The sequence below is a fragment of the Pseudomonas sp. GM33 genome (assembly GCF_000282295.1).
In the GTDB taxonomy this organism is placed as follows: domain Bacteria; phylum Pseudomonadota; class Gammaproteobacteria; order Pseudomonadales; family Pseudomonadaceae; genus Aquipseudomonas; species Aquipseudomonas laurylsulfatiphila.
The window spans coordinates 1-25,767 of sequence record NZ_AKJO01000109.1; the positions used below are offsets into that span (position 1 = coordinate 1).

At 61.8% G+C, this 25,767-nt stretch carries 25 protein-coding genes; 12 read left to right on the forward strand and 13 right to left on the reverse strand.

Going from position 1 to position 25,767, the window contains the following annotated elements; translation table 11 throughout:
- Positions 1-129 precede the first annotated feature (129 nt).
- The 5 genes from PMI26_RS09705 to PMI26_RS09685 form a co-directional block, all read right to left on the reverse strand.
- The gene (locus PMI26_RS09705) at positions 130-1,149 is read right to left on the reverse strand and encodes a branched-chain amino acid aminotransferase (RefSeq protein WP_007976584.1); all 1,020 of its coding nucleotides are present in this window, start codon (positions 1,147-1,149) and stop codon (positions 130-132) included.
- Positions 1,150-1,418: 269 nt separating this feature from the next.
- The gene (lpdA, locus tag PMI26_RS09700; RefSeq protein WP_007976586.1) at positions 1,419-2,801 is read right to left on the reverse strand and encodes a dihydrolipoyl dehydrogenase; all 1,383 of its coding nucleotides are present in this window, start codon (positions 2,799-2,801) and stop codon (positions 1,419-1,421) included.
- 18 nt (positions 2,802-2,819) lie between these two features.
- Entirely contained in the window at positions 2,820-4,091 is a 1,272-nt protein-coding gene (locus PMI26_RS09695) for a dihydrolipoamide acetyltransferase family protein (protein WP_007976588.1), read from the reverse strand.
- Positions 4,092-5,150, reverse strand: a complete 1,059-nt coding sequence (locus PMI26_RS09690; RefSeq protein WP_007976590.1) for an alpha-ketoacid dehydrogenase subunit beta — start codon at positions 5,148-5,150, stop codon at positions 4,092-4,094. It abuts the gene before it with no gap.
- 1 nt (position 5,151) lies between these two features.
- Complete coding sequence (locus tag PMI26_RS09685; RefSeq protein ID WP_007976592.1) at positions 5,152-6,387, reverse strand: 3-methyl-2-oxobutanoate dehydrogenase (2-methylpropanoyl-transferring) subunit alpha; 1,236 nt, start codon at positions 6,385-6,387, stop codon at positions 5,152-5,154.
- A gap of 185 nt (positions 6,388-6,572) precedes the next feature.
- On the opposite strand from PMI26_RS09685, the gene bkdR reads away from it, so the two are divergent.
- Entirely contained in the window at positions 6,573-7,061 is a 489-nt protein-coding gene (gene bkdR / locus PMI26_RS09680) for a Bkd operon transcriptional regulator BkdR (RefSeq protein WP_007976593.1), read from the forward strand.
- 13 nt (positions 7,062-7,074) lie between these two features.
- Here bkdR and PMI26_RS09675 read toward each other — a convergent pair whose 3' ends face one another.
- Both PMI26_RS09675 and PMI26_RS09670 read right to left on the reverse strand, forming a co-directional pair.
- Positions 7,075-7,935, reverse strand: coding sequence for a tyrosinase family protein (locus tag PMI26_RS09675; protein ID WP_007976594.1), 861 nt, complete (start codon positions 7,933-7,935; stop codon positions 7,075-7,077).
- A gap of 127 nt (positions 7,936-8,062) precedes the next feature.
- Positions 8,063-8,926 carry an MBL fold metallo-hydrolase gene (locus tag PMI26_RS09670; RefSeq protein WP_007976595.1) on the reverse strand — a complete coding sequence of 288 codons (864 nt, stop codon included), beginning with the start codon at positions 8,924-8,926 and terminating at the stop codon, positions 8,063-8,065.
- A gap of 96 nt (positions 8,927-9,022) precedes the next feature.
- Here PMI26_RS09670 and PMI26_RS09665 point away from each other — a divergent pair, with 96 nt between their 5' ends.
- The 6 genes from PMI26_RS09665 (at position 9,023) to nahK (ending at position 16,981) form a co-directional block, all read left to right on the forward strand.
- Positions 9,023-9,364 (forward strand): ArsR/SmtB family transcription factor, encoded by a 342-nt coding sequence (locus tag PMI26_RS09665; protein ID WP_007976596.1) that lies wholly within the window; start codon positions 9,023-9,025, stop codon positions 9,362-9,364.
- Positions 9,365-9,531: 167 nt separating this feature from the next.
- The gene (locus PMI26_RS09660) at positions 9,532-10,776 is read left to right on the forward strand and encodes an NAD(P)/FAD-dependent oxidoreductase (protein WP_007976597.1); all 1,245 of its coding nucleotides are present in this window, start codon (positions 9,532-9,534) and stop codon (positions 10,774-10,776) included.
- A 9-nt stretch (positions 10,777-10,785) separates the two neighbouring features.
- Positions 10,786-11,592 carry a sulfite exporter TauE/SafE family protein gene (locus PMI26_RS09655; RefSeq protein ID WP_007976598.1) on the forward strand — a complete coding sequence of 269 codons (807 nt, stop codon included), beginning with the start codon at positions 10,786-10,788 and terminating at the stop codon, positions 11,590-11,592.
- 209 nt (positions 11,593-11,801) lie between these two features.
- Positions 11,802-12,986, forward strand: coding sequence for a porin (locus PMI26_RS09650; RefSeq protein ID WP_007976599.1), 1,185 nt, complete (start codon positions 11,802-11,804; stop codon positions 12,984-12,986).
- A gap of 274 nt (positions 12,987-13,260) precedes the next feature.
- Entirely contained in the window at positions 13,261-14,418 is a 1,158-nt protein-coding gene (gene nosP / locus PMI26_RS09645; protein ID WP_007976600.1) for a nitric oxide-sensing protein NosP, read from the forward strand.
- Positions 14,348-16,981 carry a hybrid sensor histidine kinase/response regulator NahK/ErcS' gene (nahK, locus tag PMI26_RS09640; RefSeq protein WP_081500997.1) on the forward strand — a complete coding sequence of 878 codons (2,634 nt, stop codon included), beginning with the start codon at positions 14,348-14,350 and terminating at the stop codon, positions 16,979-16,981. The genes nosP and nahK overlap by 71 nt, the downstream gene beginning before the upstream one ends.
- 112 nt (positions 16,982-17,093) lie before the next feature.
- Here the strand turns inward: nahK and PMI26_RS09635 are convergent, their stop codons facing one another.
- The 6 genes from PMI26_RS09635 to PMI26_RS09610 form a co-directional block, all read right to left on the reverse strand.
- Entirely contained in the window at positions 17,094-17,759 is a 666-nt protein-coding gene (locus PMI26_RS09635; RefSeq protein WP_007976602.1) for a response regulator transcription factor, read from the reverse strand.
- 56 nt (positions 17,760-17,815) lie between these two features.
- Complete coding sequence (locus PMI26_RS09630; RefSeq protein WP_007976603.1) at positions 17,816-18,373, reverse strand: PQQ-dependent catabolism-associated CXXCW motif protein; 558 nt, start codon at positions 18,371-18,373, stop codon at positions 17,816-17,818.
- Between the two features lie 227 nt (positions 18,374-18,600).
- Positions 18,601-19,392 (reverse strand): ABC transporter permease, encoded by a 792-nt coding sequence (locus tag PMI26_RS09625; RefSeq protein ID WP_007976604.1) that lies wholly within the window; start codon positions 19,390-19,392, stop codon positions 18,601-18,603.
- Positions 19,389-20,120 carry an ABC transporter ATP-binding protein gene (locus tag PMI26_RS09620; protein WP_007976605.1) on the reverse strand — a complete coding sequence of 244 codons (732 nt, stop codon included), beginning with the start codon at positions 20,118-20,120 and terminating at the stop codon, positions 19,389-19,391. Before PMI26_RS09620 ends, PMI26_RS09625 begins: the two co-directional genes overlap by 4 nt.
- Entirely contained in the window at positions 20,117-21,076 is a 960-nt protein-coding gene (locus tag PMI26_RS09615) for a YVTN family beta-propeller repeat protein (RefSeq protein ID WP_007976607.1), read from the reverse strand. Before PMI26_RS09615 ends, PMI26_RS09620 begins: the two co-directional genes overlap by 4 nt.
- Before the next feature lie 30 nt (positions 21,077-21,106).
- The gene (locus PMI26_RS09610) at positions 21,107-22,291 is read right to left on the reverse strand and encodes an ABC transporter substrate-binding protein (RefSeq protein ID WP_033048051.1); all 1,185 of its coding nucleotides are present in this window, start codon (positions 22,289-22,291) and stop codon (positions 21,107-21,109) included.
- A 157-nt stretch (positions 22,292-22,448) separates the two neighbouring features.
- On the opposite strand from PMI26_RS09610, the gene PMI26_RS31640 reads away from it, so the two are divergent.
- The 5 genes from PMI26_RS31640 to PMI26_RS09590 are packed head-to-tail and all read left to right on the forward strand — an operon-like array spanning position 22,449 to position 25,734.
- Positions 22,449-22,613 carry a hypothetical protein gene (locus tag PMI26_RS31640; RefSeq protein ID WP_007976611.1) on the forward strand — a complete coding sequence of 55 codons (165 nt, stop codon included), beginning with the start codon at positions 22,449-22,451 and terminating at the stop codon, positions 22,611-22,613.
- A 56-nt stretch (positions 22,614-22,669) separates the two neighbouring features.
- Complete coding sequence (gene pedF / locus PMI26_RS09605) at positions 22,670-23,131, forward strand: cytochrome c-550 PedF (protein WP_007976613.1); 462 nt, start codon at positions 22,670-22,672, stop codon at positions 23,129-23,131.
- Between the two features lie 3 nt (positions 23,132-23,134).
- Positions 23,135-24,010, forward strand: a complete 876-nt coding sequence (locus PMI26_RS09600) for a substrate-binding periplasmic protein (protein WP_007976615.1) — start codon at positions 23,135-23,137, stop codon at positions 24,008-24,010.
- Between the two features lie 10 nt (positions 24,011-24,020).
- The gene (locus PMI26_RS09595) at positions 24,021-24,782 is read left to right on the forward strand and encodes a quinoprotein dehydrogenase-associated SoxYZ-like carrier (protein ID WP_007976617.1); all 762 of its coding nucleotides are present in this window, start codon (positions 24,021-24,023) and stop codon (positions 24,780-24,782) included.
- Between the two features lie 16 nt (positions 24,783-24,798).
- Positions 24,799-25,734: a quinoprotein relay system zinc metallohydrolase 1 gene (locus PMI26_RS09590; RefSeq protein ID WP_007976620.1), complete on the forward strand. Its 936-nt coding sequence runs from the start codon at positions 24,799-24,801 to the stop codon at positions 25,732-25,734.
- The last annotated feature ends 33 nt before the right edge of the window (positions 25,735-25,767 follow it).

Sequence of the window (25,767 nt, forward strand, 5' to 3'; positions counted from 1 at the left end):
CGGCAGCTCCTACAAGGGCCGCGAAATATCCATTGTAGGAGCTGCCGAAGGCTGCGATCTTTTCATTCGGCCATGAAAAAGCCCCTCACCGGTCACCCGATGGGGGGCTTTTGTGCGTCTGGCGTCAGGTCAGACCTTGACGATCCAGCCCGCTGGCGCTTCGATGTCGCCGGTTTGCACGCCGGTCAGCTCTTTGTAGAGCTTCTGGGTGACCGGGCCGACTTCGGTTTCGCTGTGGAACACGTGCAGGTGGTCGTTGTAGTCGATGCCGCCAATCGGCGTGATCACCGCCGCAGTACCGCAAGCACCGGCTTCCTTGAAGTCGGAGAGCTTGTCGATGAACACGTCGCCTTCAACCACTTCCAGGCCCAGACGGGTCTTGGCCAGCTCGATCAGCGACAGGCGGGTGATGCCCGGCAGTACCGATGGCGAGTTCGGGGTCACGAACTTGTTGTCGTGGGTTATCCCGAAGAAGTTGGCCGAACCAACTTCCTCGATCTTGGTGTGGGTCATCGGATCCAGGTAGATGGCGTCGGCAAAGTGGGCTTTCTTGGCCTTGGAGCCCGGCATCAGGCTGGCGGCGTAGTTGCCACCGACCTTGGCCGCACCGGTGCCTTGTGGCGCCGCGCGGTCGTAGCTGGAGATCTGGAAGTTGTGCGGGGTCAGGCCACCCTTGAAGTAGGCGCCGACCGGGATGCAGAAGATCGAGAAGATGAACTCGGGGGCGGTACGCACGCCGATGTTGTCACCCACGCCGATCACGAACGGGCGCAGGTACAGCGCGCCGCCGGTGCCGTATGGCGGAATGAAACGCTCGTTGGCGCGGACCACGGCCTTGCAGGCTTCGATGAATTGCTCGGTGTCGACTTGCGGCATCAGCAGACGGGCGCAGCTGCGCTGCATGCGCAGGGCGTTCTGGTCCGGGCGGAACAGGTTGATCGAGCCGTCCTTGCAACGATAGGCCTTCATGCCTTCGAAGCATTGCTGGCCATAGTGAAGGGCTGTGGAGCCTTCGCTGATGTGCAGCACGTTATCTTCGGTCAGGGTGCCCTTGTCCCATTCGCCATTGCGAAAGTACGACAGATAGCGCTTGTCGGTCTTGATGTAGTCAAAACCCAGCTTGTCCCAATTGATGCTTTCGTTACCCATGACACCCTCTATCACTTAACAACCGCCGAAACGGTTCAAGGCTTCTGACGTTTTTTGGATGGGGACAACAATACTTCATTCCGGGCCAATTTCGCAGCCCGGACTATCGGCTGATCGGCAGATAAATGATGTCGCCCTTGAAAATTCGCGAGCAAGCCCGCTCCCACATTGGATTCTTGGTATGCCATAGATCTTGCAAACACCACAATCACTGTGGGAGCGGGCTTGCCCGCGAAGAGGCCATCAGTCAAGCCACCAATCGTTCTGAATCACAGATGCAGCGCATGCCCCAGCGCACGCAACGCTGCTTCCTGCACCGCCTCGCCGAGCGTCGGATGCGCATGGATGGTGCCGCCGATGTCTTCCAGCCTCGCGCCCATCTCCAGGCTTTGCGCGAACGCCGTGGACAATTCGGACACGCCGACACCCACCGCCTGCCAGCCGACAATCACATGATTGTCCCGACTGGCGACCACACGCACGAAGCCGCTTTTCGACTCCAGGGTCATCGCCCGGCCATTGGCGGCGAACGGGAAGCTCGACACGATGCAGTCCAGACCTGCAGTCCTGGCCTCGTCCGGGGTCTTGCCGACCACCACCAGTTCCGGGTCGGTGAAGCACACGGCGGCGATGGCGGTCGGGTTGAACTCGCGGGATTTACCGCTGATCAGCTCGGCGACCATCTCGCCCTGGGCCATGGCCCGGTGCGCGAGCATCGGTTCGCCGCTCAGGTCGCCGATGGCATAGACGTTGCGCATGCTGGTCTGGCAACGGTTGTCGATCTTGATCGACGAACCGTTCATGTCCAGGTTCAGCGCTTCAAGGTTCCAGCCCTGGGTGTTCGGCTTGCGACCGACGGCCACCAGCACCTGATCGGTTTCCAGGTTCAGGGTCGCGCCGTTCGGGGCCAGTACTTGCAAGGTATTTTGTTCTGAATCAAAGCCTTGCACGCTGTGTTTCAAGTAAAGCTTCACGCCGAGCTTTCTCAGTTCGTCGTGCACAGGCTGGGTCAGTTCGGCGTCGTAGGCCGGCAGGATGCGCTCCTGCGCTTCCACCACGCTGACCTCGACACCGAGCTTGCGATAGGCAATGCCCAGCTCCAGACCGATGTAGCCGCCGCCGACCACAATCAAGCGCTTGGGCACGGATGTCGGCGCCAGGGCTTCGGTGGACGAGATGATCGGCCCGCCAATCGGCAAGATCGGCAAGTTCACGCTTTTCGAACCAGTGGCCAGTACCAGGTGCTCGCACTGGATGCGTGTGTCGCCGACCTCGACGGTTTTACCGTCAACCACTTTGGCCCAGCCTTGAATGACCTGGACCTTGTTCTTTTTCAGCAGCGCGGCAACGCCGGTGGTCAGGCGATCGACGATGCCGTCTTTCCATTCGACGCTCTTGGTGATGTCGAGGGTCGGCGCTGAAACGCTGATGCCCAGGGCCGACAGCTGATGGTGCTGCTGCGTCTGATGAAACTGCTCGGCGACGTGAATCAGTGCCTTGGACGGGATGCAGCCAATATTCAGGCAGGTGCCGCCCAGGGATTGGCCTTCCACCAGGATAGTCGGGATGCCCAGCTGGCCGGCGCGGATCGCCGTCACATAGCCGCCGGGGCCGCCGCCGATGATCAGCAGCGTGGTGTTCAGGGTCTGCATGACTTTCTCCACAAATGCTTAATCGACAAAGAGCGTGGCGGGTTGTTCGAGCAGGCCACGAATGGCCTGGATGAAGAGCGCCGCGTCCATGCCGTCGACCACGCGGTGATCGAAGGAGCTGGAGAGGTTCATCATCTTGCGGACCACGATCTGGCCTTTGATCACCATCGGCCGTTCGACGATCTTGTTCACGCCGACAATCGCCACTTCCGGCAGGTTCAGCACCGGCGTGCTGACGATGCCGCCCAAGGCGCCGAGGCTGGTCAGGGTGATGCTCGAGCCGGACAGCTCATCGCGGCTGGCCTTGCCATTGCGCGCGGCGGTGGCCAGGCGCGAGATTTCCGCTGCGCTGTCCCACAGGCTGCGGGCTTCGGCGTGACGTACCACCGGCACCATCAGGCCAATATCGGCTTGCGTGGCAATACCGACATGCACGGCGCCGAGGCGGGTAATGACCTGGGCTTCGTCGTCGTAGCGGGCGTTGATCTGCGGGAAGTCGCGCAGGGCGACGACCATGGCGCGGACCAGGAACGGCAGCAAGGTCAGCTTGCCGCGAGTCGCACCGTGTTTTTCGTTGAGGTGCGCACGCAGCTCTTCCACGGCGGTGACGTCGATTTCCTCGACGTAGCTGAAGTGGGCGGCGCGCTGGGTGGCGTCCTGCATGCGCTGGGCGATCTTGCGGCGCATGCCGATCACCGGGATCTGCTGTTCGTCGGTGCGCTGGGTGTAAGCGCTGCTGACCGTCGATGCATTCGACTGACCCTGAGCCAGGTAGGCGTCCAGGTCTTCATGCAGCACGCGGCCGGCCGGGCCGCTGCCACGCACCAGGCGCAGCTGAATGCCGAGGTCCAGCGCATGCTTGCGCACGGCCGGGGAGGCCAGCGGACGTTCATCGGCCGCGCGAGCCACCATCGGGCCCTGGCATACAGCCGGTTTCGGCGCTGGAGCAGCGACCGGTTTGCTTTCAACCACGGCTTCAACTTTAGGTGCGACCACCGGGGCTTCTTTAATGGGAGCCGGTTGCGCCGACTCCTTAACGTTGCCCGCGCCTTCGACTTCAATGCTGATCAGCACACTGCCAACCGCCATGACTTCGCCCGGCTGGCCACCGAGGGCAATCACCTTGCCATGCACCGGCGACGGGATATCGACCATCGCCTTGTCGGTCATGACATCGGCCAGCACCTGATCTTCGACGACCATGTCGCCGACCTTGACGTGCCAGACCGACAATTCAACTTCTGCAATGCCTTCACCAATGTCCGGCATTTTAATGACGTGCGTGCCCATTCAGACCTCCATGACCCGTTTCAACGCCGCGCCCACTCGGGACGGCCCTGGGAAATACGCCCACTCTTGCGCGTGCGGGTAAGGGGTGTCCCAACCGGTGACGCGTTCGATCGGCGCTTCCAGGTGGTGGAAGCAATGCTCTTGCACCAGCGACACCAGTTCGGCACCGAAACCGCAGGTACGGGTCGCTTCGTGCACCACCACGCAACGGCCGGTCTTTTTCACCGATTTGACGATGGTTTCCAGGTCCAGCGGCCACAGGCTGCGCAGGTCGATGACTTCGGCGTCAACGCCGCTTTCTTCAGCAGCGACTTGCGAGACGTACACGGTGGTGCCGTAGGTCAGCACGGTGACGTCCTTGCCCGGACGAGTGATCGCAGCGACGTCCAGCGGCACGGTGAAGTAACCGTCCGGCACTTGCGCGGCAGGGTGTTTCGACCACGGGGTTACCGGGCGGTCGTGATGGCCGTCGAACGGGCCGTTGTACAGGCGTTTGGGCTCGAGGAAGATCACCGGGTCATCGTTTTCGATGGAGGCGATCAACAGGCCCTTGGCGTCGTACGGGTTGGACGGCATCACCGTGCGCAAACCGCAGACTTGGGTGAACATCGCCTCGATGCTCTGGCTGTGGGTCTGGCCGCCGTAGATGCCACCGCCGCACGGCATGCGCAGGGTCATCGGTGCGGTGAACTCGCCTGCCGAGCGATAACGCAGGCGGGCGGCTTCGGAAATGATCTGGTCGGAGGCCGGGTAGACATAGTCGGCGAACTGGATCTCGGCCACCGGACGCAGGCCGTAGGCGCCCATGCCCACGGCGACACCGACGATGCCGCTTTCGGAGATCGGCGCGTCGAACACCCGGGAGGTGCCGTACTTGTTCTGCAGGCCTTCGGTGCAGCGGAACACGCCGCCGAAGTAGCCAACGTCCTGGCCGAAGACCACGACGTTGTCGTCACGTTCAAGCATCACATCCATGGCCGAGCGCAGGGCCTGGATCATGGTCATGGTGGTCGTGGTCATGGCGGTTTCCAGCTCGATATTGTTGTTGTGATCGTTCATGTCAGATCCCCAACTCTTGACGCTGGCGCTTCAAGTGCTCCGGCATCTCTTTGTAGACGTCTTCGAACATGGTCGCAGCGCTTGGAATCTGGCCGCCGGCGAGGGTGCCGTACTGTTCGGCTTCTTTCTGAGCGGCGATCACTTGGGCTTCGAGCTCGGCGCTGACCGCGGCGTGTTCCTCTTCGGACCACTGGCCGACCTTGATCAGGTGCTGCTTGAGGCGCGCAATCGGATCGCCGAGCGGGAAGTGGCTCCAGTCATCGGCAGGGCGGTATTTCGACGGATCATCGGAGGTCGAGTGCGGACCTGCACGGTAGGTGACCCATTCGATCATGGTCGGGCCGAGGCCGCGGCGCGCACGTTCGGCGGCCCAGGCGGAGGCGGCGTACACGGCGTAGAAATCGTTGCCGTCGACCCGCAAGGAGGCAATGCCGCAACCGACGCCGCGACCGGCGAAGGTGGTGGCTTCACCACCGGCAATCGCCTGGAAGGTGGAGATCGCCCACTGGTTGTTGACCACGTTGAGGATCACCGGCGCGCGGTACACGTGGGCGAAGGTCAGGGCGGTGTGGAAGTCCGACTCGGCGGTGGCGCCGTCGCCGATCCAGGCCGAGGCGATTTTGGTGTCGCCCTTGATCGCCGAGGCCATGCCCCAGCCCACGCCCTGGATGAACTGGGTGGCGAGGTTGCCGGAGATGGTGAAGAAACCGGACTCCTTGACCGAGTACATGATCGGCAATTGCCGGCCCTTGAGCGGATCGCGCTCGTTGGACAGCAGCTGGCAGATCAGGTCGACCAGCGGTACGTCGCGGGCCATCAGGATGCTTTGCTGGCGGTAGGTCGGGAAGCACATGTCGTCGATGTTCAGGGCCAGGGCCTGGGCGCTGCCAATGGCTTCCTCGCCGAGGCTCTGCATGTAGAACGACATCTTTTTCTGACGCTGGGCGACCACCATGCGGTTGTCGTAGATGCGGGTCTTGAGCATGGCGCGCATGCCCTTGCGCAGGATCTCCACCGGCACGTTTTCGGCCCACGGCCCAAGGGCATTGCCCTGGTCGTCGAGCACGCGAATCAGGCCACGGGCCAGGTCAGCCGTGTCAGCCGGTTCAACGTCGATTGGAGGTTTGCGCACCGTGCCGGCATCGGTCAGATGCAGGTAGGAGAAGTCGGTTTTACAGCCGGGACGGCCCGAGGGTTCGGGGACGTGCAGGCGCAGCGGTTCATACGCTTGGGTCATGGCTTCTACGCTCGATCTTGTGAATTTCTTGTAGTGAGCTGACAGATTTCGTTCGGTAGAAGAAATCTTGTCCTACAACAATCATAGGCCCGCCCAAGAAGAATATTTCTCTCTGTTTCGTTGCGCCAAAGATCATTTGCAGATAAAAAACCTGCATAAACAAAAAAAACAGGTGGTTTTGTCTCATGCGCAAACTGGACCGTACCGACATCGGCATTCTCAACAGCCTTCAGGAGAATGCGCGCATCACCAACGCCGACCTCGCACGCTCGGTGAACCTCTCGCCGACGCCGTGTTTCAACCGGGTCAAGGCCATGGAAGAACTGGGGGTGATCCGCGAGCAAGTGACGCTGCTCGATGCCGACCTGCTGGGGTTGCATGTGAACGTGTTCATTCACGTCAGCCTGGAGAAGCAGGTGGAAGAGGCGTTGCAGCATTTCGAAGAAGCGATTTCCGACCGCCCCGAGGTGATGGAGTGCTACCTGATGGCCGGCGACCCGGACTACCTGATCCGGGTGCTGGTGCCGACCATCCAGTCGCTGGAGCGTTTCATGATGGATTTTCTGACCAAGGTGCCAGGGGTGGCGAACATACGTTCGAGCTTTGCGCTCAAGCAGGTGCGCTATAAGACCGCGCTGCCGTTGCCGGCGAATGGCCTGACCCTCGGCAATTGAGTATCAGGTGCCGTCATAGGTAGTCATATCGATAATCGAGATTAGAAGTAAAGAACGTTTGTTCAACTGTATAGGTTTGTTCCCAGGGAGCAGGTTCGTTGTCTGGATGAAAAATCAGCGTTGATCCCTCTACCCCATTGGGAGCGTTGTCTCGAGGCGAAAAGCCAGGAACATTCGGGTGCTGGTGTTTCCAGCGCTCCCATAACAGATCGAGATAGCAATGATGCAAGAAAAATATTGGGTCGTTGGACGAGGACGCTTCAGCCATATTGCCCCCTATCCAGGCATGTACCGAATTGTGCAGTTCAACTTCTGAATAGTTTTCCCAACCGCTCTGCTCCATCCAGTAGGGCGTTCTATTGAGAGCGGACACGACGGCTTCGGCCGACGGCAACACACCGATCTGCCCAAAATTGCGGCGTAAGCCTGGGTTGCCTGCTTCCGCGTCCCATACCCTTACCTCGAATTGAGAGTGTTCCCTGGAAAATGGCCCGCTGGTAACGCGATTGTCTTGTGTATTGTCACCGTTCCCGCCCATGAAGTTTGATGTGAATGGGTTGTCTGCTCCGGTGATTTGCCAGTTCCAGTAGGGCAGGGTAATGCTCGTGTCGTTGGCGGCGCCCTGCAGGGCGAGTTCGAATTGACGAATCAAAATGCGATGCCAAGGGTAAAACAACGGGCTGCGATGCGGGCTGGGAATAAGTGGGTTGCCCAGACCCATAGAGTTTTTGTGAATCTGCACAAAGTCATCGTAGCGATTTTGTTGCCCGGGCCGCAGCACGCTGTCGACGTTGTTTTTCAGCATCAGGATGGCCCCGATGAAGGCGTCTTTCTGTTGTTGCGTCATGTCACGGTGGTTGCGACGGATATCCATATTGCAAAATCTCCATTGGTTATTTGCCCAATGAAGTCTGAGTTCCTGACGAAAGATATGCCAGTTCACCCCTATCGCCAGAGCCTGTAGGTAAACGCATTCGTGCCGAGCCGTTCGGTGCTTTTTCTTATAGGGTATTTAGCGGAATTTTTAGATAAACCACGCCGTTTTCCTCCGCCGGAGGTAAATTCCCCGCCCGCACATTCACCTGGATCGCCGGCAGTAACAGTGTCGGCATCCCCAACCCCGAATCGCGCCGGGTGCGCATTTCCACGAAGGCGTTTTCGTCGATACCGTCGCGCACGTGAATGTTGTTTTTGCGTTGTTCACCGACGGTGGTCATGCATTCGGGGGCGCGTCCTTGCGGCGGGTAGTCGTGGCAGACGTACAGGCGCACGCTGGCGGGGAAGGCCAGCAGCTTGCGGATCGAGGCAAACATCTGGTTGGCATTGCCACCGGGGAAGTCACAACGGGCAGAGCCGACATCGGGCATGAACATCGTATCGCCCACCAGAATCACATCACCGTCGATCAGGTAAGCCATGTCCGCCGGCGTATGGCCGGGCACGTGCAGGGCGGTCGCCCTGAGGTTGCCGATCATGAACGATTCGTCGGGGGCGAACAGGTGATCGAACTGCGAACCGTCGACGCGAAATGATGGCTCCAGATTGAACAGCGCCTTGAACACGTCCTGCACCTTGCTGATGGACTCGCCGATGGCGATTTTTCCACCCAGCTGCTGGCGCAGATAGGGCGCGGCGGATAGGTGATCGGCGTGGGCGTGGGTTTCCAGCAGCCATTGCACTTGCAGTGTGTGGGCGCGGACGAAGGCGATGATTTTGTCAGCCTGGGTGGTCGCGGTACGCCCGGCCGCACCGTCGTAGTCGAGCACGGGGTCGACAATCGCGCACTGCCCGCCATCAGCCTCGTAGACCACGTAGCTGTAAGTCGAGGAGGCGGGGTCGAGGAAAGCTTCAATCAGTGCGGGCATGGACACGAACCTGTGCAGGGGTGGAAAAGTCAGTTGCAACACTTTATGTAAAAACATAATGTTCGCAGCTTAAGTGACGTTGAAGGCATCCTGCAAATGCAATCCAGTCTGACCGAATGTGAAGTCGCCCAACTGCGCGCCTCGGCCTCCAAGGCCTGTGCGCTGCTCAAGGCCTTGGCCAATGAGGATCGCCTGTTGATCCTGTGCCAGTTGACCCAGGGCGAGCGCAACGTCGGCGAGCTGGAAAAAATGACCGGTGTGCGCCAACCGACCCTGTCCCAGCAACTGGGGATTCTGCGCGATGAAGGACTGGTCGCGACCCGTCGTGAAGGCAAGTACATTTTTTACGGTCTCGCCAGTCACGAGGTGATCCAGGTGATGAAAACCCTCTCCGGGCTGTATTGCGGGGCGGTGCTTAAAAGCTGGGTTCAACCTTGAATGCCAATCAAAGTGCAAAACCTGTGGGAGCGAGCCTGCTCGCGAAAGCGTAGTGTCAGTCCACATCTTTATCGACTGACCTGCCACCTTCGCGAGCAGGCTCGCTCCCACATTGGTTTTGTGGTTTGACTTGTAACAATCCTTGCGTGCAGCAAAAGGAACAAGCAATGAACGATCAACACTGGGGCCCATCCATCAGTGCAGATATCGTGGTGATCGGCGGCGGCACGGCGGGCATAGGCCTTGTCGCCAGCCTGCTCAAGCGCAACCCGCAGCTGAACATCACCCTGATCGAACCCGACTCCCGGCACTACTATCAACCGGCCTGGACGCTGGTCGGCGGTGGTGCCTACAACGTGGAAAACACCGTGCGGCCGATGGCATCGGTGATGCCGCGCGGGGTCAATTGGGTGCAGGCTGCCGTGACCGGCATCGACCCCGACCATTGCCGGCTCATCCTCAGTGACGCGCGCACGGTCAGCTATCAGAACCTGGTGGTCTGCCCCGGCCTGCGCCTGGCCTGGGAGAAAATCGAAGGCCTGGAGGAGACCCTCGGCCAGCACGGCGTGACCTCCAACTACAGCTACCGGCACGCGACCTACACCTGGGACCAGGTGCAGAAACTGCGCGGCGGCAAGGTGCTGTTCACCCAGCCGGCCATGCCGATCAAATGTGCGGGGGCGCCTCAAAAAGCGCTGTACCTGTCCTGTGATCACTGGAACAGGAGCGGAGTGCTGAACAACATCGATGTCGAGTTCAATCTCGCGGGCGCTGCATTGTTCGGCGTGGCGACCTTTGTCCCGCCGCTGATGAAGTACATCGAGAAGTACAACGCCCGGCTGGCATTCAATTCGAATCTGGTCAAGGTCGACGGCCCGGCGAAGACTGCGTGGTTCGAGGTCAAGGACGCCGAGGGCATTGTCACCCGCCAGGCAAAAACCTTTGACCTGCTGCATGTCGTTCCGCCTCAGGTGGCCCCGGATTTCGTCGCCCGGAGTCCGCTGGCCGACGCCGCCGGCTGGTGTGAAGTCGATCCCCACAGCCTGCAGCATCCGCGTTATCCAGGCGTCTTCGCGTTGGGGGATATCTGCGGCACCAGCAATGCAAAAACCGCCGCGGCGGTGCGCAAGCAGATAGTGGTCGTGGCCGAAAACCTGCTGGCTTTGCGCAAGCAACAACCATTGCCGCTGAAGTACGACGGCTATGGCTCCTGTCCGCTGACGGTGGAGAGGGGCAAGGTGATCCTGGCCGAGTTCGGTTATACGGGCAAATTGCTGCCGACCTTTCCCCTCGACCCGACGACGCCGCGCCGCTCGGCGTGGTGGCTCAAGGCAACACTGCTACCGTGGTTCTATTGGAACGGTATGCTCAAGGGTCGCGAGTGGCTGACGCGTCTGTCCAGGGTCGACTGAGAACTCCGTATGTTGCTGGCAAGTCTGTTTGGCGTGGTGATGGGGTTGGTATTGGGGTTGACTGGAGCGGGCGGCGGGATTCTCGCGGTGCCGGCCCTGGTATTGGGATTGGGCTGGAGCATGACCCAGGCCGCTCCGGTGGCGTTGTTTGCGGTGGGCAGTGCGGCGGCGGTCGGCGCCATCGATGGTTTGCGCCATGGCCTGGTGCGGTATCGCGCGGCGTTGCTGATCGCCGCACTCGGTGCGGTGTTTTCGCCGGTGGGCATTTATTTCGCCCATCAGTTGCCGGAAAAAATCCTGATGATCCTGTTCAGCCTGCTGATGGTCATGGTGGCCTGGCGGATGTTGCGCCGTGAACGCAAGGACGAAGGCCCGAGCGACCACGGGCATGCCAACTGGGGTCAGAAAAACTGCATGCTCGATCAACAGACCGGGCGCTTTTCCTGGACCGCCAAATGCACCGCGACCCTCGCCGCTCTCGGAGCGGTCACGGGTGTGGTCTCGGGGTTGCTGGGGGTGGGCGGCGGCTTTCTGATCGTCCCGGCGTTCAAGCAACTGACCGATGTGCAGATGCGCGGAATCATCGCGACTTCGCTGATGGTGATCAGCCTGATTTCCGCCATCGGCGTGATCGGCGCGTTCCATGCCGGCGTGCGCATCGACAGTGTGGGGGCCACCTTCATTGGCGCGAGCATCATCGGCATGATCATCGGCCGCAAGCTGTGCGCCCGGGTGCCGGCGCGGGCGTTGCAGGTCGGGTTCGCCAGCATCTGCGTGGTGGTCGCCGCCTACATGTTGCTCAAGGCCAACGCCTAGCCGGTAGCGGTTCCTGTGGATGCCAGTCGGGTCCACAGGCCTACGCCCTAAGTGGCGAGCCTCGCCGACGAGCGGTCTTACGCCATAGCGGTCACGCGCCGCCAGCCAATCCAAAGCACCTCAAAACCAGCCCCAAGGCAGCGTATGGCGCCGCCCGTCAGGTTTCGATAATCGCCTCCGACACTCAGTCCCCCGTTTCGGAGCGCGCCATGCACAACAATAAGAACGTCACGCATCGTTTTCTGCCAGCCTTTATCGCCAGCCTGTCTGCACTTTGCCTGAGCCAGGTGGCTGAGGCGGATATCATGCTGTACGACAAGGACCAGACCACGTTCTCCACCGACGGCTACATCAACGCCTTCTACGTGAACAGCGATGTCGACCGCGCCGGCGATCAGTACGACCGTCGGCAGTCGCGGGTCAAGATGGGCTTTTTGCCCAACTACCTGGGGTTCAACATGGGCAAGCAGGTAGACGATCTCAAGCTCGGCGCCCGTGCCTCGTTCTGGGTCACCATCAACGACAGCCAAACCAACGGCACCGACACTGCCATCGATGTGCGGCAGTTCTTCGGCACCGTGGCCAACCCGGAGTGGGGCGAGGTGCTGATCGGCAAGGACTTCGGCTTGTTCGCCCGTTCCAACATCCTGCTCGACGAAATGCTCGCCGGTTACGGCCAGGTCAGCGATACGCTGGGGCTGGTGGATGGCGGCGGGGTGTCGTTTGGCAACATCGGCACCGGCTACCCGTATCCGTTCCCCACTTCGCAGATCACCTATCGCACCCCGGTGATGGACGGCCTGCGCGTGGCGGTCGGCATCATGGACCCGGTGGATACCAACGACAGCAGCCCGACGGGCAAGGCCTATCAGGAAAACCCGCGTACCGAGAGCGAAGTCACCTATCAGTTCGACCTGGCCGGGGCAAAGATCTACAGCTGGATCAACGGCAGCTACCAGACCTCGGACAACACCGACTCGACGGTCGAGACCGTCACCTCCAAGGGGGTCGGTTATGGCGTGCAGGCGAAGATGGGCGGCTTGTCTCTCACCGGGTCCGGCTTCCAGGCCAAGGGCATCAACCCGTTTTTCACCAACAATGCCGGCGAGCCGACCCTGCGCAACGTCGACAGCGACGGCTACCTGATGCAGGGCTCCTACAAACTGGGCAAGAACCGCCTGGCCTTGTCCTACGGCAAGACCAATGACGACGGCAACGGCGTGGTCGGCAGCGGTGCGGATTACGAGACCCGCGGCATCGCGTTGTTCCATGACGTGAACGACAACCTCAAGCTGGTGGCCGAGTACAACCAGTTCGAAATCAACGGCCACGACACCGATGAGCAGAACGAAGACACCGACACCTTTGCCGTGGGCGCGGTGCTGACCTGGTAGCAGGCTGGAATACAAATAATTGTGGGAGCGAGCTTGCTCGCGATGGCTGAGTGTCAGGCGACATGGATGTTGGCTGTGATGGCCCCATCGCGAGCAAGCTCGCTCCCACAGGGTTACCGGGTGTACGCAACACCTGCGGATAACCAAAACTAGTGTGGGAGCTTTATCTGTCTCATCCCATCGAAGCGGCTACCCGCTACCCAAGTAGCATTCGTCGCACCCCACAGACTTCGTACACTCGTGCCTCATACACACGCACCTGCGGGAGGTAAGGATGCAGCAGAGCGAAGGCGTCGTCAGTGCAATGTCCCAGGCCACCGATGCCCGGCAGGTCGCGCAGGAACTGGCACGACAGCTGTTGCACCCGCACCTGGGGTTCGTGCTGTTCTTCTGTTCCGCCGAATACGACCTGCAGGCGCTGGGCCAGGCCTTGCAGCAAAGCTTCGGCGGCATTCGCCTGGCGGGCTGCACCAGCGCCGGGGAAATCACTCCGCTGGGCTATGGGCGCAATTGCGTGACGGCGGTGGGTTTCGACCACCGGCACTTTTCCATCTCGATCGAGCTGATCGACCAGATGGAGCACTTCAGCCTGATCGACGCCCAGCAAATGGTCGAGCGTCTGGTCAGTGGCTGTCGCAGCAACACCCTGGCCCCGATCAAGGGCAACAGCTTTGCCCTGACCCTGCTCGATGGCCTGTCCAGCCGCGAAGAAATGGTCCTGGCGGCCTTGAGTGCGGCCTTGGGCGACATTCCGCATTTCGGCGGCTCGGCCGGCGACGATAACTACCTGACCCATACCCATGTGTACTTCGATGGCGAGTTCCACAGCGGGGCGGCCGTGGTGGTGCTGGTCAATACCTGGCTGGATTTCGAAGTGTTCACCACCCACCACGTGCTGCCCCGCGCCGAAAAGCTGGTGGTCACCGGGGCCGACAGCACTTTGCGCCGGGTCTTCGAGCTCAATGCCGAGCCGGCTGCCGAGGAGTACGCCCGGCACATCGGCGTGCCGGTGGCGCAGCTCGATCACCGGGTCTTCGCTGCGCACCCGTTGGCGGTGCGGATCAACCAGCAGTACTACGTGCGGGCCATCCAGCAGGTGCATCCGGACCTGAGCCTGAGTTTCTACTGCGCCGTGGAAAACGGCATCGTCCTCACCGCCATGACCCCGGGGCCGATGCTGCCGAACCTGCAGAGTCTGTTCGAGGGGTTGCAGGAGCGCCTGGGCGATTTGCTGCTGACCATCGGTTGCGACTGTTTCCTGCGGCGTCTGGAACTCGAAGACGACGGCAGTCTTGATCAGATCGGCGGTTTTTTGCGCGAGCAACGGGTGATGGGTTTCAACACCTATGGAGAACAGTTCAATGGCATGCACATCAACCAGACCTTCACCGGCGTTGCCATTGCCCGTGGCCGTGCCCCAGGACATCGCTGAACTGCAGGCCGAACTGGCCGGGCTGCGCCTGGAAAACCATAAACTGCAGCGCATCAATGGCGCGCTGATCGAACGGGTCGAGTCCGGGGGAACCCGTGGCAACGATCCGTACGCGGCATTCCAGCACTCGGTGGTGCTGGCCGAGCAAGTGCGTGAACGCACCGATGCCCTGAACCAGGCCATGGCCGAACTCAAGGCCGGCAATCATTTGCTCAGCGAAGCCCGCCTGCGCGCGGAAACGGCGCACCAACACCTGATCGATGCCATCGAAAGCATTTCCGATGCCTTCGTGCTGTTCGACGCCGACCAGCGCATTGTGCTGTTCAACAGTCGCTTCAAGGCGTTCTGGAGCAACAGCCGGGTGCGGATCAACGCCGGCATGCGCCTGACCGAGGTCAAGCGGCTGATGATGAACAACGCCCTGTTCACCGAAGAGCCGCGCGGGCATGCCGACGAAAACCTGCTTTACCGCCTGCAGAACGGGCGCTGGCTGCAAGTCAGCGAGCGGCCGACCCAGGAAGGGGGGCGGGTGATCCTGTTCACCGACATTACCGACGTCAAACTCAGCGAAACCGTACGCCGTGAGCAGGCGGTGGCGCAGAAGTCGCATCTGTTGCAACGGGCGGTCGACAACCTGTCCCAAGGGGTGGCGATGGTCAGCGCCGAGGGCATCCTGGAGTTGTGGAACCGGCGGTTCCTGGAGTTGAGCGGCCTGGCGCCGGTGGCGGCCCATCGCCCGTTTGCCGAAGTGATCGCCGACAGCGAGCTGAACCTGCTGACCCCGGCCAGTCGCGATGGCAACGGACGACCGGTGCGCGAATGCGAGCAGCGCCTGTACGATGGCCGGGTCCTGGAAATCCGCACCCATCCGTTGCCCACCGGAGGTTTCGTCAACACCTTCACCGACATCACCGAGCGCTACCAGCACGCCGAGGCACTGAGTGAAAGCGAACACTGGATTCGCCTGATCACCGATCACGTACCGGCATTGATTGCCTACCTCAATGCCGACCTGGTCTACGAGTTCACCAACAAGGTCTACGAAGAGTGGTACTGCTGGCCCCGCGGCGTGATGCTCGGTCAGAGCCTGCGCGAAGTGCACAGCGAACAGCATTACCAGCGGCTGGAGCCCTACGTGGCCAGGGCGCTGGCCGGCGAGAGCGTGACGTTCGAGTTCGCCGAAACCAACGTCAACAACCAGGAGCGCTACATGCTGCGCTCCTATGTGCCCAACCGTCTGGCCAGTGGCGAGGTGGTGGGGATTTTCGTGTTGATCCGCGACATCACCGAACGCCGCCGCACCGCCGAGGCGCTGCATCAGGCGTATCAGAACCTGGAGCTGCGGGTACGCGAGCGCACGGCGGAATTGACCACCCTCAACGACCAGTTGCTGCGCGAGATCGATGAGCGACGCCTGGTCGAGTCACGCTTGCGCGAGGCCAAGCAGGAAGCCGAGCAGGCCAACCTGTCGAAGACCAAGTTTCTTGCCGCCGTCAGTCATGACCTGCTGCAACCGTTGAATGCCGCGCGCCTGTTTACCAGTGCCTTGCTGGAACGGCGCGAGCCGATGTCCAGCGAGACACTGGTGCGCAACGTCAGCAATTCCCTGGAAGACGTGGAGAACCTGCTCGGCACCCTGGTGGATATTTCCAAGCTCGATGCGGGGGTGATCAAGGCCGACATTGCGCCGTTCGCCCTCAGTGAGCTGCTGGACAACCTGGCCGCCGAATACACCCAGGTGGCGCGCAGTGAAGGCCTGCAATTGCACTTCATCGGCTGTTCGGCGCTGGTGCGCAGTGACATCCAGTTGCTCGCACGGATCCTGCGCAACCTGCTGAGCAACGCGATTCGCTATACCTACAGTGGTCGCGTGGTGCTCGGTTGCCGGCGGCATCATCAGTGCCTGACGATCGAAGTCTGGGACAGCGGCATGGGCATTGCCGAGCATCGCCTGGAGGAGATTTTCCAGGAGTTCAAGCGCGGTGATGTGCAGCGACCCGATCAGGATCGCGGCCTGGGCCTGGGCCTGGCGATCGTAGAGAAGATTGCCGGTATCCTCGGGCATCCCATTCATGTGCGTTCATGGCCGGGTCGGGGTTCGATGTTCTCGGTCGAAGTGCCGTTGAGCGCCACCGCGCCGAAGCCGCAGCCTGCGTTGCAGATGAGCGAGCCGATGCTCGAGCGCCTGCGGGGCGCGCGGATATGGGTGCTGGACAACGATGCGACCATTTGCGCCGGCATGCGCACCTTGCTGGAGGGATGGGGGTGTCGGGTGGTGACGGCGCTGTCGGAGGAGGACCTGGCGCGGCAAGTGGACAATTTCCACGCCGAGGCCGACCTGCTGATTGCCGATTATCACCTGGACAACGATCGCAACGGTGTCGACGCCGTGGCGCGCATCAATGCCCGGCGCGCGTCACCGGTGCCGGCGATGATGATCACGGCCAACTACAGCAATGAACTCAAACAGCAGATCCGCGAACTGGGCCACACCCTGATGCACAAGCCGGTGCGGCCGATGAAGCTGAAGACGGCGATGAGTCATTTGCTTGGCCGACCTTGAAATCTTCGGTGAATGTGAAGTCCTTTTCGCGAGCAGGCTCGCTCCCACAGGGACAGCACCGTGCCTGTGGGAGCGAGCCTGCTCGCGAAGGGCGCTCCGCGGTCTTGCCGACTCAACGCCGCAGATAAGACCCGAAATCAATATCCCCGGCACTCAGGATCGCCTGCACCCGGTTGTGCACGTTGAGCTTGCGCAGGATCGCCGAGACGTGGGCCTTGACCGTGGTCTCGGCGATTTCCAGGGTGTAGGCGATCTGTTTGTTCGATTCGCCCTTGGTCATGCGTTCCAATACCTGCAACTGCTTGCGGGTCAGGGCCTGGAGCAGTTCGGGCGGGAAGCTCGGGGTGTCGTTCATCCGCCGGTGGGTGCTGCTTTTGGCGGTGCGGATGATGTCCGGGGGCAGGTAGACATTGCCATTGAGAATCTGCTGGATGGCATCGGTCATCTGGGCGCGGGGTGAAGACTTGGTGATGAAACCCACCGCGCCGTAGGTGATGGCCTGTAGCACGATCTGTTTGTCCTGTTCGGCGGAGACAATCACCACCGGAATGGTCGGCGCTTCGTTACGCAGGTTGATCAGGCCATTGAGCCCGTGCATGCCGGGCATGTTCAGGTCGAGCAGGATCAGGTCCAGGTCATCGTGTTCCTGGGTCAGGGCCAGGGCGCTGTCCAGGTCGGCGGTTTCCATCACTTCGCTGCCGGCAAATCCGTCGCTGATGACGTTGTGGATGGCTTCGCGAAACAGCGGGTGATCGTCGGCAATCAGGATTTTGTACATGGCCTTTCACCTCATTATTTTGATTATGGTGTGGCATCGACACGCACGCGTAAAGCTCAGGGAAAGGGTTCGGGCCTGGCTGGCGAAACCGGCAGGTTGGCCGCTTGCCAGGCGTCCAGGCCATCGCGATACCAATACAGGGTCTTATAGCCCATGGTGGCTGCGCGCTTGACCGCATTCCAGCTCAACCAGCAGTCGGAGCGGCAATAGAAGACCAGCGGTTGCGTCGGGTCGCCGGCGGTCAGCTTTTTCAGGTTGGCGGCGAAATAGTCCTGCCATTGCGGCGTCAGCTCACCGTCACCGGTATTGGCCAGCCAATGGCTGCCGGGCAGGTTTTCATGGGGCTGGTCTTCGATGAATTGCCCTTGCAGCCACTGGCGGCGGTAGACATCGATCAGCAGCGGGCGCGGGGTTTGGCCGAGCAGGGCTTGCAGGGCGTGGGTATCGACGATGGTTGCGCCTTGCAGCTGGTCGGGCGTCGGGCTGCGGTACAGGCCGATGCGATAGCCGTCACTGGAGAACAGCGCAGTGTCGGCCTGCGCGGTGCTCAGCAGCAGGCCCAGCGACAGGGCGGCGAGAGTAGGGCGCAACAGGCAACGTCGGGCACGCGGCATGGGGTCAGTCCTTATAATTATGGACCTATTACATGCCAGTCGGAGGGCGTTGGGAATGCGACGATAGACAGGGAAACCAGTACTAAAGTAGTAATTTCATCCTGTTCAATGAAGATCCCCCCCTGTGGGAGCGAGCCTGCTCGCGAAAGCGTTGGGTCAGTCAACTCATTTATTGAATGTGACGCAGCCTTCGCGAGCAGGCTCGCTCCCACACTCGGATTGTGTTGTCAGTTGGATTTACGCAAGGCCGCGTGCTGCGGGTTGAAGGTCAGTACGGCGAGCAACGCGAACAGCAGCGTCAGCCCCATGCACACCGCCAGCGCCAGCGGATTGAAGCGTTCATACAGGGCAAAACGCACCAGCTCCACCGCATGGGTGAACGGATTCACCGCGCACAGCCAGTACAACCATTCGCTGGCTTCGCGCATCTTCCACAGCGGATACAGCGCCGATGACAGGAAAAACAGCGGGAAGATCACGAAATTCATCACCCCGGCAAAGTTCTCCAGCTGGCGGATCGCGTTCGACAGCAACAGGCCCAGTGCGCTGAGCATCAACGCCACCAGCAGCAGCGCCGGCAACGCCAGCAACAGGCCCATGGCCGGTGGTCGCACGCCGTAGACCCAGGCAATCGCCAGGAACGCATAGACCTGCAGTAGCGAAATCAGTGACGTGGCCAGCAGCTTGCTGCACAGCAGGAAGGTACGCGGCAGGGGGCTGGTCAGCAGCACGCGCATGCTGCCCATCTCGCGGTCGTAGACCATCGACAGAGACCCCTGCATGCCATTGAACAGCAGGATCATGCAGGCCAGGCCGGGGATGATGTAGACCTCGTACGGAATGTAGGTGTCGTAGGGCTCGATGATCGCTATCCCCAGCGCTGCGCGAAAACCGGCTGCGAACACCAGCAGCCACAGCAGCGGCCGCACCAGGGCGCTGAGAAAACGCGTGCGTTGCAGCACAAAGCGCAGCCATTCGCGCAGCACGATACCGCTGAAACATTGCCAGTAAGCGTTCATTGGGCAGCTCCCGATGTAGTCAGGCGGGTGAAGGCCGAACCGAGGTCACCGCCGTGCTCCAGGCTCAGGGCATCGGCCTGCCCACTGGCCACCAGCCGGCCTTGATGCAGGATCAGCAAGTCATCGCTGGGCTGCACTTCGTCGAGCAGGTGGGTGGTCCAGAGCACGCTGATGTGCTCCTCGCGACACAGGCTGCGGATGTGCTGGTTGAGCGCCAGGCGACTCGCCGGGTCGAGGCCGACACTGGCTTCATCGAGCAGCATAAGGCGCGGCTCATGCAACAGGGCGCGGGCAATTTCCACCCGGCGACGATGGCCGCCATTGAGTTCGCGCACTTGTTCGCGGCGGCGCTCGGTCAGGGCCTGGCGGGCCAGTTCGGCGTCGACCCGAAGGTCGGTCTGGCGCCGGGACAGGCCATGCAATGCCGCGTGATAACGCAGGTTCTGCTCGACGCTGAGGTCCAGGTCCAGGGTGCTTTGCTGGAACACCACGCCCAACTGCCTGAGTGCCGGGCGTGCCGCGCTGCGCAATGAACAGCCACCGACGCGGATCTCGCCGTGCTGCAGATCATAGAGCCGGGTCAGCAGGGCAATCAGGGTCGACTTGCCGGCACCGTTGGGGCCCAGCAGCGCGGCGAAACGTCCGGGTTCCAGGCTGAAACTTACCTTGCGCAAGGCCTCACGGGCGCCGTAGGCAAAGCTCAGGTCACTGACTTCAAGGGCGTTCATGGTGTCACCACCACGCCCCAGGGATAGCGCCCGACCTTCACCGATTTGCTGACCTTGAGGCTGTCGACATCGATCACCGAGACATCGCCGCTCACGCCGTTGGTGGCCAGCAACTGCTTCTGATCCGGGGTGAACGCCATCTGCCAGACTCGTCGACCCACGAGCAGGTAATCAAGAATCTCGAAGGTCCTGGCATCGATCACCGCCACATGGTTGGCCGGGCCCAGTGCGACGAAGCCGTACTTGCCATCGGCGCTGAGCTTGATGCCGACGGGCTGAACCTTGTCCGGGTGCACGCCCTTGATCTGGAAGTTCAGGGTCCTGAGCACGGTGCGGCTGGCCACATCGAGAATGGTCACGGTGCCGCCGATTTCCGCCGAGGCCCAGAGTTTCGTGCCATCGGGGGAGAACTCGACGAAGCGCGGACGCTGGTCCACCAGGGTGCTGTCGGCCAGGGTCTGGGTGCTGGTGTCGATCCAGTGCAGCATGTTGGTGGTTTCGCTGGTGTTGACTGCCCACTTGCCATCAGGGCTGACGGCCATGCCTTCGGGCTCGACACCGACGTCGATCTGGCCGAGCACCTTGGAGGTCTCGGTGTCGATCACCGTCACCAGCGCATCGTCTTCGTTGGAGACGTACAGCCAGCGGTTGTTCGGGTGCAAGGCGAATTGCTCGGGGTCTTTGCCCGAGGGCAGTTCCTTGATGATCTTGCGGGTGGCCACGTCCATCACCTGGACCCGGTCCGAGTCGCTGGCGCAGATGTACAACAGCTTGTTGTCATGGGACAGCAGCAGGCCGCGGGGGCGCTGGCCGACGGGCAGGGTGTCGGTGACTTGCAGGGTCTGCAAGTCGATCAGGCTCAGGCTGTTGTCCTTTTCATTGGAGACCCAGGCAGTGCTGGCAACGGCATGGCCGGCGGCGAGCAGCAAGGTGCACGAGAGCAGGGTGCGGCGCATGGCGGATTCCTTGTTGTTGTGATGTTCGGATCAGGGAAAGCGGCAGCTGACTTCGGGTTTGTCGTAGCCCAGGCTGTCCATCTCGTTGAACGGGTGCAGAAAGCCGTCCTGGGGCGAGGTGCTGACCAGCGCCCGGGGCTGGACGATAGGAATCGGCTGGCGCAACTGGCCGTTCCACGGCCGGTAGCTGAGCTTGCGGCCCTTGAAACCGTCGAGGGGCAACTGGTCGCTGATTTCCAGCGTACGGATCGCCATCGGCTCGGCCTGGCGCAGTTTGCTCACGGCGCTGGCGATGCTGCGCACGGCCATCCAGGCGGCGAAATCGCGGTCATTCATCCAGCGCCCGGTCAGGGCTTCAAAGCGTTTTTGCAGCTGCGCGGCGCCGTAGGTTTCCACGGTCTTGTGCCAGCCCACCGGGGTCAGGCCCTGGGTGCCGGCGACCGGGCGCGGGTACCAGGTCTGGTAGGGCACGTATTCCCCGAAGTCGCCGCGTTCATCGGCCACCAGTACCACGTCGTACTCGGCGGTCTGGGTGAACAGCGGCATGTCGGCCTGGGCGCTGCGGCGTTGGTCGTTTTCGAAGCTCCAGGTTTTTTCCGCCACCAGTTGCAAGCCGAAACGCTTGGCCCCGCGGCGCAGGGCGGCGGCATAGGCTTGATCGTCCGGCGTCGGCCCGACAATCAGCAGCGCCCGTTGCCATTTGCGCAACACCAGAAACTGCGCCAGCGCGTCGGCGAGCATCGCCCGGCTCGGCAAGGTGTGCAGCACGTTCGGCAGGCAAGCGGTGGTGCGCAGGCTGTCATCGGCACTGCCGGCGTTGAACAGCAAACTGTCGGGCAGTGCCGCACTCAATTGGCGCAGGCTGGTCGCGGGGGCATTCACCACAAACAGGCGCAGGCCTTGTTCGTGCTGAGCCTTCGCCGCTTCGAGCAAGGCTTCGGGGCTGTCGACGCTGGCGCTGACCAGGCTGTAGCCGTGCTTGAGAAAACGCCCGGTGCTGTTGCTGTCGGTGATCGCCAGTTCGGCGCCGCGCAGCCCTGCATCGGTGGGTTCGGGAATGACGTTGGACAGCAACGGGCCGGGGTCGGGGCGATAGCCCAGGTAGCCGATCCGCACCTGCAAGGGCGCATCGGCAGCCTGGCTTTGGGTGGCCAGGCCGGCGGCGCAGGCAATCGCCAGCAGGTAGATCAGGGCGTAAGGGGCAAGCTGGCGCATAAGGCTCTCCATGACCGTTAGCGCCAGCATAGGAAGCCTGGGGGGCGGTGAAAATATGCAGAAAGTACCGAAGGGCCAGTACCAAGGTAGTAGCCCGCCACACACGGCGCGGTTCTAGCATGGGTAACCACGGCCACTGATCTGGAGGGGATTGACCATGCGTATCGTCAAAGCACTGCTCCTGCCGTTTCTGCTGATCCTGACCCTGATCGGCGTCGACCGGCTCCAGGGCCAGCGTCCGGTGTCCAACGATCGCCTTACGACCAAGGGAGTAGGTGGCGACCACCAAAGCAGCATGGGGTCTGTGCGCAGGGCTTTCTAAGATGGCTGCCATAGCCTCTGCCAAGAGGTTTTGCGTGCAATCCAGAGGGCATGACAATGACAACAAAACGCAACGCCTTGCTCGTGACCGGTCTATTGGCCAGTTTGATCAGCGCAGGTTCGGTCTGGGCCCACGGCAACGTGGTGCCACAGGCTGTCGCCACCCAGGGCCTGACCCCGATAAAAGATGCCGGTGTGCAGCTCGATGCCGATGGCTGGGCCGCGGTGAACCCGTATCGCACCGCCCCGGAACACGACAAGGCAGTGGAAATCGGCGCTTCGGCCTATACCCAGAACTGCGCGGCCTGTCATGGCCTGGAGGCCAAGTCCGGCGGCATCGCCCCCGACCTGCGCATGCTTGATGTCGGCGAGGCGGGCGATGAATGGTTCGTCGAAAGGGTGCGCCATGGCGCGGTACGCGACGGTCGCGTGTACATGCCGAAGATGGCCGACTACCTGAGCCAGGAAGCCCTGTGGGCGGTGCGCACTTACCTGGACACTGTGCACGTCGAGGAGTGACCCATGCGCCTGTTCGCGGTGTTGATCAGCGCTCTGTGGCTGTGCTGCCAGGCGGCGCAGGCGCAGGTTCGCAACTACGACGAAATGATCGCCGCCGGGGAGCTGAAGGTGGCGGTCTACAAGGACTTCGCCCCCTACAGTTTTGAGCGCGCCGGCAAGCCCCAGGGTGTCGATGTCGAGCTGGCCGAAGCCCTGGCCAAGGCGCTCGGCGTGCGCCTGACGCTGATCTGGGCGCCGGCCGGGGAAAAGCTCGACGACGACCTGCGCGATTACATCTGGCGTGCCAGTGCCTTGCACAACCAGCAACTGGCCGACCTGATGATGCGCGTGCCCTACGACCATGACTACGCGCAGAAGCGCAACGAACTCGGTGAGCTGGTCAACGGCCATGTGGTGATGTTCGGTCCCTACCAGAACGAACAATGGCAGGTGGCCTATGACCGCCGAAGGCTGGACAAGGTCGCCAGCGTCGCGGTGTTCGAGCAGCACCCGATTGGTGTCGAAGTCGACAGCGTGCCGTCGTTCTACCTGACTTCGGTGTTCAACGGCATGCTCGCCGGCAAGACCCATCACTACCCCGGCGTGCCCCAGGCGTTTGCCGCGATGAAGGCCGGTGAGGTCGACGCGGTGATGGCCATGCGCGGCGAAATCGACTGGCAAGTGCACGAAGCGGCCGACCCGCAGCTGGCGCTGGCAGAAAACGCCTACCCGAACATGGGCAAGCAGCTCTGGGAAATCGGCATGGCGGTGCACGAAAGCAACCGGCAACTGGCCTATGCCGTGGAAGAGGCGCTCGAAGGCCTGATCCGCGAGGGCTCGGTGAAGACCATCTACGGCCATTACGGCCTGGAGTACGACGTGCCCGAGATGTATCAATAAGGAGCAGGCGATGAAATGGCGAGGGAGTTGTCTGTTGGCCTGCTGGTTGAGCCTGGCGGCACAGGCTGGCGCGATCGATCCCGGCAAAGACCCAGTGCCATCGGTGATGTGGGCCTTCTATCAACAGCAGTTTCTGGGCAATGCGCCGTTCATTTTCGATGAGCGGGTCAAGTTGCTGGCGCCGCCGTTTGCCGAAGACGCCCGGCAGGTGCCACTGGAAATCGACGCCCGGGCGTTCAAGGGCGAAGTGGTAAGAATCCTCGCCTGGGCAGAACTGAATCCGTTGCCGAAAATCGTCGACTTCCAGCCGCTGGATTCGGTTTTGCCCTGGCTGTCGCTGCGCATTCGCATCGAACAGGCCACACCCCTGCGCGCGGCGGTGTTGACCCGCGACGGGCTGTGGCATGTCGGCTCGACCCTGATTGACGCCGCAGGTGGCGGTTGCACCGCGCCGAGTGTGGTGCGCACCCAGCCGGGCTGGGAGGAGCACATCGGCGAAGTGCTCGGCGGGCGCTATCCCCGGGACGGGTTCAGCCGTGTGCGTATGCAGGTGGCCCATCCCATGGACAACGGCATGGTCAGCGGCATTCCGGAATTCTTCATCAACCATGCCGAGCTGCGCGACCACAACGAGCACGTGCTGGCCCGGCTGGAGCTGTTTCCCGCGGTCAGCGAAAACCCCAACCTGGCCTTTGACATCGAGGGGGCAGGGCAAACGCGTCTGTTGCTACGGGACAACAGCGGCAATGAGTTCGATGCGTCGATCCCCTGACCCCAAGGAGCGTGGCATGCGCTGGATCCTGTTGATGGTGTTAAGCGTCAGTCTGCCGGCCCTGGCCGATCTTGAGTACTTGCTCAAGCCCCGGCAGATCGCCCGGGACACCTGGCTGCTGGAAGGCAGCACCGATAATTTCGCCAAGGCCAACGGCGGCAACATCGTCAACACCGCGTTTATCGTCACTGAACGCGGTGTGGTGGTGATCGACACCGGGCCGTCCCGGCGTTACGGCGAAGCGATGCGCAAGGCCATTGCCGCCACCACCGACAAGCCGGTGATCGAGGTCTTGCTGACCCATCACCACCCGGACCATGTGCTGGGCAATCAGGCCTTCACCGACGTGCCGATCGGCGCCCTGGCCGGCACCACCGAGCTGTTGCACCGTCAAGGCGATGCCATGGCCGAGAATATGTACCGGATGGTCGGCGACTGGATGCGTGGCACCGAAGTGGTGTTGCCGACGCAGACGCTGACACCCGGCGTGAAAAGTTTTGGGAATCACGATTTGCGTCTGCTGAGCCTGGGTGGGCATACGGGCGCGGATCTGGCTATTCTCGACCAGCAAACCGGCGTGCTGTATGCCGGGGACCTGGTGTTTTATCAGCGGGCGTTGACCACGCCCAACAGTCCGGGGCTGTCAGTGTGGCTGGCGGACATCGCGACCCTGCAAGCTTTGCCCTGGACGCAGGTTGTGCCGGGCCATGGGCCGGTGGCCAGTGACCGGCAACCCTTCGAACAGATGCGCGATTACCTGAGCTGGCTCGATCAGCTCATGCGCGACGGCGCGGCCAATGGCAGTGATATGGCGGAGATGATCCGCAGCCCCATCCCCGAACGCTTCGCCGGGATCAACCTGAGCCGTTATGAACTGATCCGCAGCGTCAGTCATCTGTATCCGCGCTACGAGCGCGAGCGGATGATGCGGGTGGATTCTGCCAGCAAATAGGCGACCACAAATCCTCTGTAGGAGCGAGCCTGC

What these genes read in the sequence shown, in the direction of transcription:
- PMI26_RS09705 (WP_007976584.1), bottom strand. Translation starts at nt 1,149, where the DNA reads ATGGGTAACGAAAGCATCAATTGGGACAAGCTGGGTTTTGACTACATC.
- lpdA (WP_007976586.1), bottom strand. Translation starts at nt 2,801, where the DNA reads ATGCAGACCCTGAACACCACGCTGCTGATCATCGGCGGCGGCCCCGGC.
- PMI26_RS09695 (WP_007976588.1), bottom strand. Translation starts at nt 4,091, where the DNA reads ATGGGCACGCACGTCATTAAAATGCCGGACATTGGTGAAGGCATTGCA.
- PMI26_RS09690 (WP_007976590.1), bottom strand. Translation starts at nt 5,150, where the DNA reads ATGAACGATCACAACAACAATATCGAGCTGGAAACCGCCATGACCACG.
- PMI26_RS09685 (WP_007976592.1), bottom strand. Translation starts at nt 6,387, where the DNA reads ATGACCCAAGCGTATGAACCGCTGCGCCTGCACGTCCCCGAACCCTCG.
- bkdR (WP_007976593.1), top strand. Translation starts at nt 6,573, where the DNA reads ATGCGCAAACTGGACCGTACCGACATCGGCATTCTCAACAGCCTTCAG.
- PMI26_RS09675 (WP_007976594.1), bottom strand. Translation starts at nt 7,935, where the DNA reads ATGGATATCCGTCGCAACCACCGTGACATGACGCAACAACAGAAAGAC.
- PMI26_RS09670 (WP_007976595.1), bottom strand. Translation starts at nt 8,926, where the DNA reads ATGCCCGCACTGATTGAAGCTTTCCTCGACCCCGCCTCCTCGACTTAC.
- PMI26_RS09665 (WP_007976596.1), top strand. Translation starts at nt 9,023, where the DNA reads ATGCAATCCAGTCTGACCGAATGTGAAGTCGCCCAACTGCGCGCCTCG.
- PMI26_RS09660 (WP_007976597.1), top strand. Translation starts at nt 9,532, where the DNA reads ATGAACGATCAACACTGGGGCCCATCCATCAGTGCAGATATCGTGGTG.
- PMI26_RS09655 (WP_007976598.1), top strand. Translation starts at nt 10,786, where the DNA reads ATGTTGCTGGCAAGTCTGTTTGGCGTGGTGATGGGGTTGGTATTGGGG.
- PMI26_RS09650 (WP_007976599.1), top strand. Translation starts at nt 11,802, where the DNA reads ATGCACAACAATAAGAACGTCACGCATCGTTTTCTGCCAGCCTTTATC.
- nosP (WP_007976600.1), top strand. Translation starts at nt 13,261, where the DNA reads ATGCAGCAGAGCGAAGGCGTCGTCAGTGCAATGTCCCAGGCCACCGAT.
- nahK (WP_081500997.1), top strand. Translation starts at nt 14,348, where the DNA reads ATGGCATGCACATCAACCAGACCTTCACCGGCGTTGCCATTGCCCGTG.
- PMI26_RS09635 (WP_007976602.1), bottom strand. Translation starts at nt 17,759, where the DNA reads ATGTACAAAATCCTGATTGCCGACGATCACCCGCTGTTTCGCGAAGCC.
- PMI26_RS09630 (WP_007976603.1), bottom strand. Translation starts at nt 18,373, where the DNA reads ATGCCGCGTGCCCGACGTTGCCTGTTGCGCCCTACTCTCGCCGCCCTG.
- PMI26_RS09625 (WP_007976604.1), bottom strand. Translation starts at nt 19,392, where the DNA reads ATGAACGCTTACTGGCAATGTTTCAGCGGTATCGTGCTGCGCGAATGG.
- PMI26_RS09620 (WP_007976605.1), bottom strand. Translation starts at nt 20,120, where the DNA reads ATGAACGCCCTTGAAGTCAGTGACCTGAGCTTTGCCTACGGCGCCCGT.
- PMI26_RS09615 (WP_007976607.1), bottom strand. Translation starts at nt 21,076, where the DNA reads ATGCGCCGCACCCTGCTCTCGTGCACCTTGCTGCTCGCCGCCGGCCAT.
- PMI26_RS09610 (WP_033048051.1), bottom strand. Translation starts at nt 22,291, where the DNA reads ATGCGCCAGCTTGCCCCTTACGCCCTGATCTACCTGCTGGCGATTGCC.
- PMI26_RS31640 (WP_007976611.1), top strand. Translation starts at nt 22,449, where the DNA reads ATGCGTATCGTCAAAGCACTGCTCCTGCCGTTTCTGCTGATCCTGACC.
- pedF (WP_007976613.1), top strand. Translation starts at nt 22,670, where the DNA reads ATGACAACAAAACGCAACGCCTTGCTCGTGACCGGTCTATTGGCCAGT.
- PMI26_RS09600 (WP_007976615.1), top strand. Translation starts at nt 23,135, where the DNA reads ATGCGCCTGTTCGCGGTGTTGATCAGCGCTCTGTGGCTGTGCTGCCAG.
- PMI26_RS09595 (WP_007976617.1), top strand. Translation starts at nt 24,021, where the DNA reads ATGAAATGGCGAGGGAGTTGTCTGTTGGCCTGCTGGTTGAGCCTGGCG.
- PMI26_RS09590 (WP_007976620.1), top strand. Translation starts at nt 24,799, where the DNA reads ATGCGCTGGATCCTGTTGATGGTGTTAAGCGTCAGTCTGCCGGCCCTG.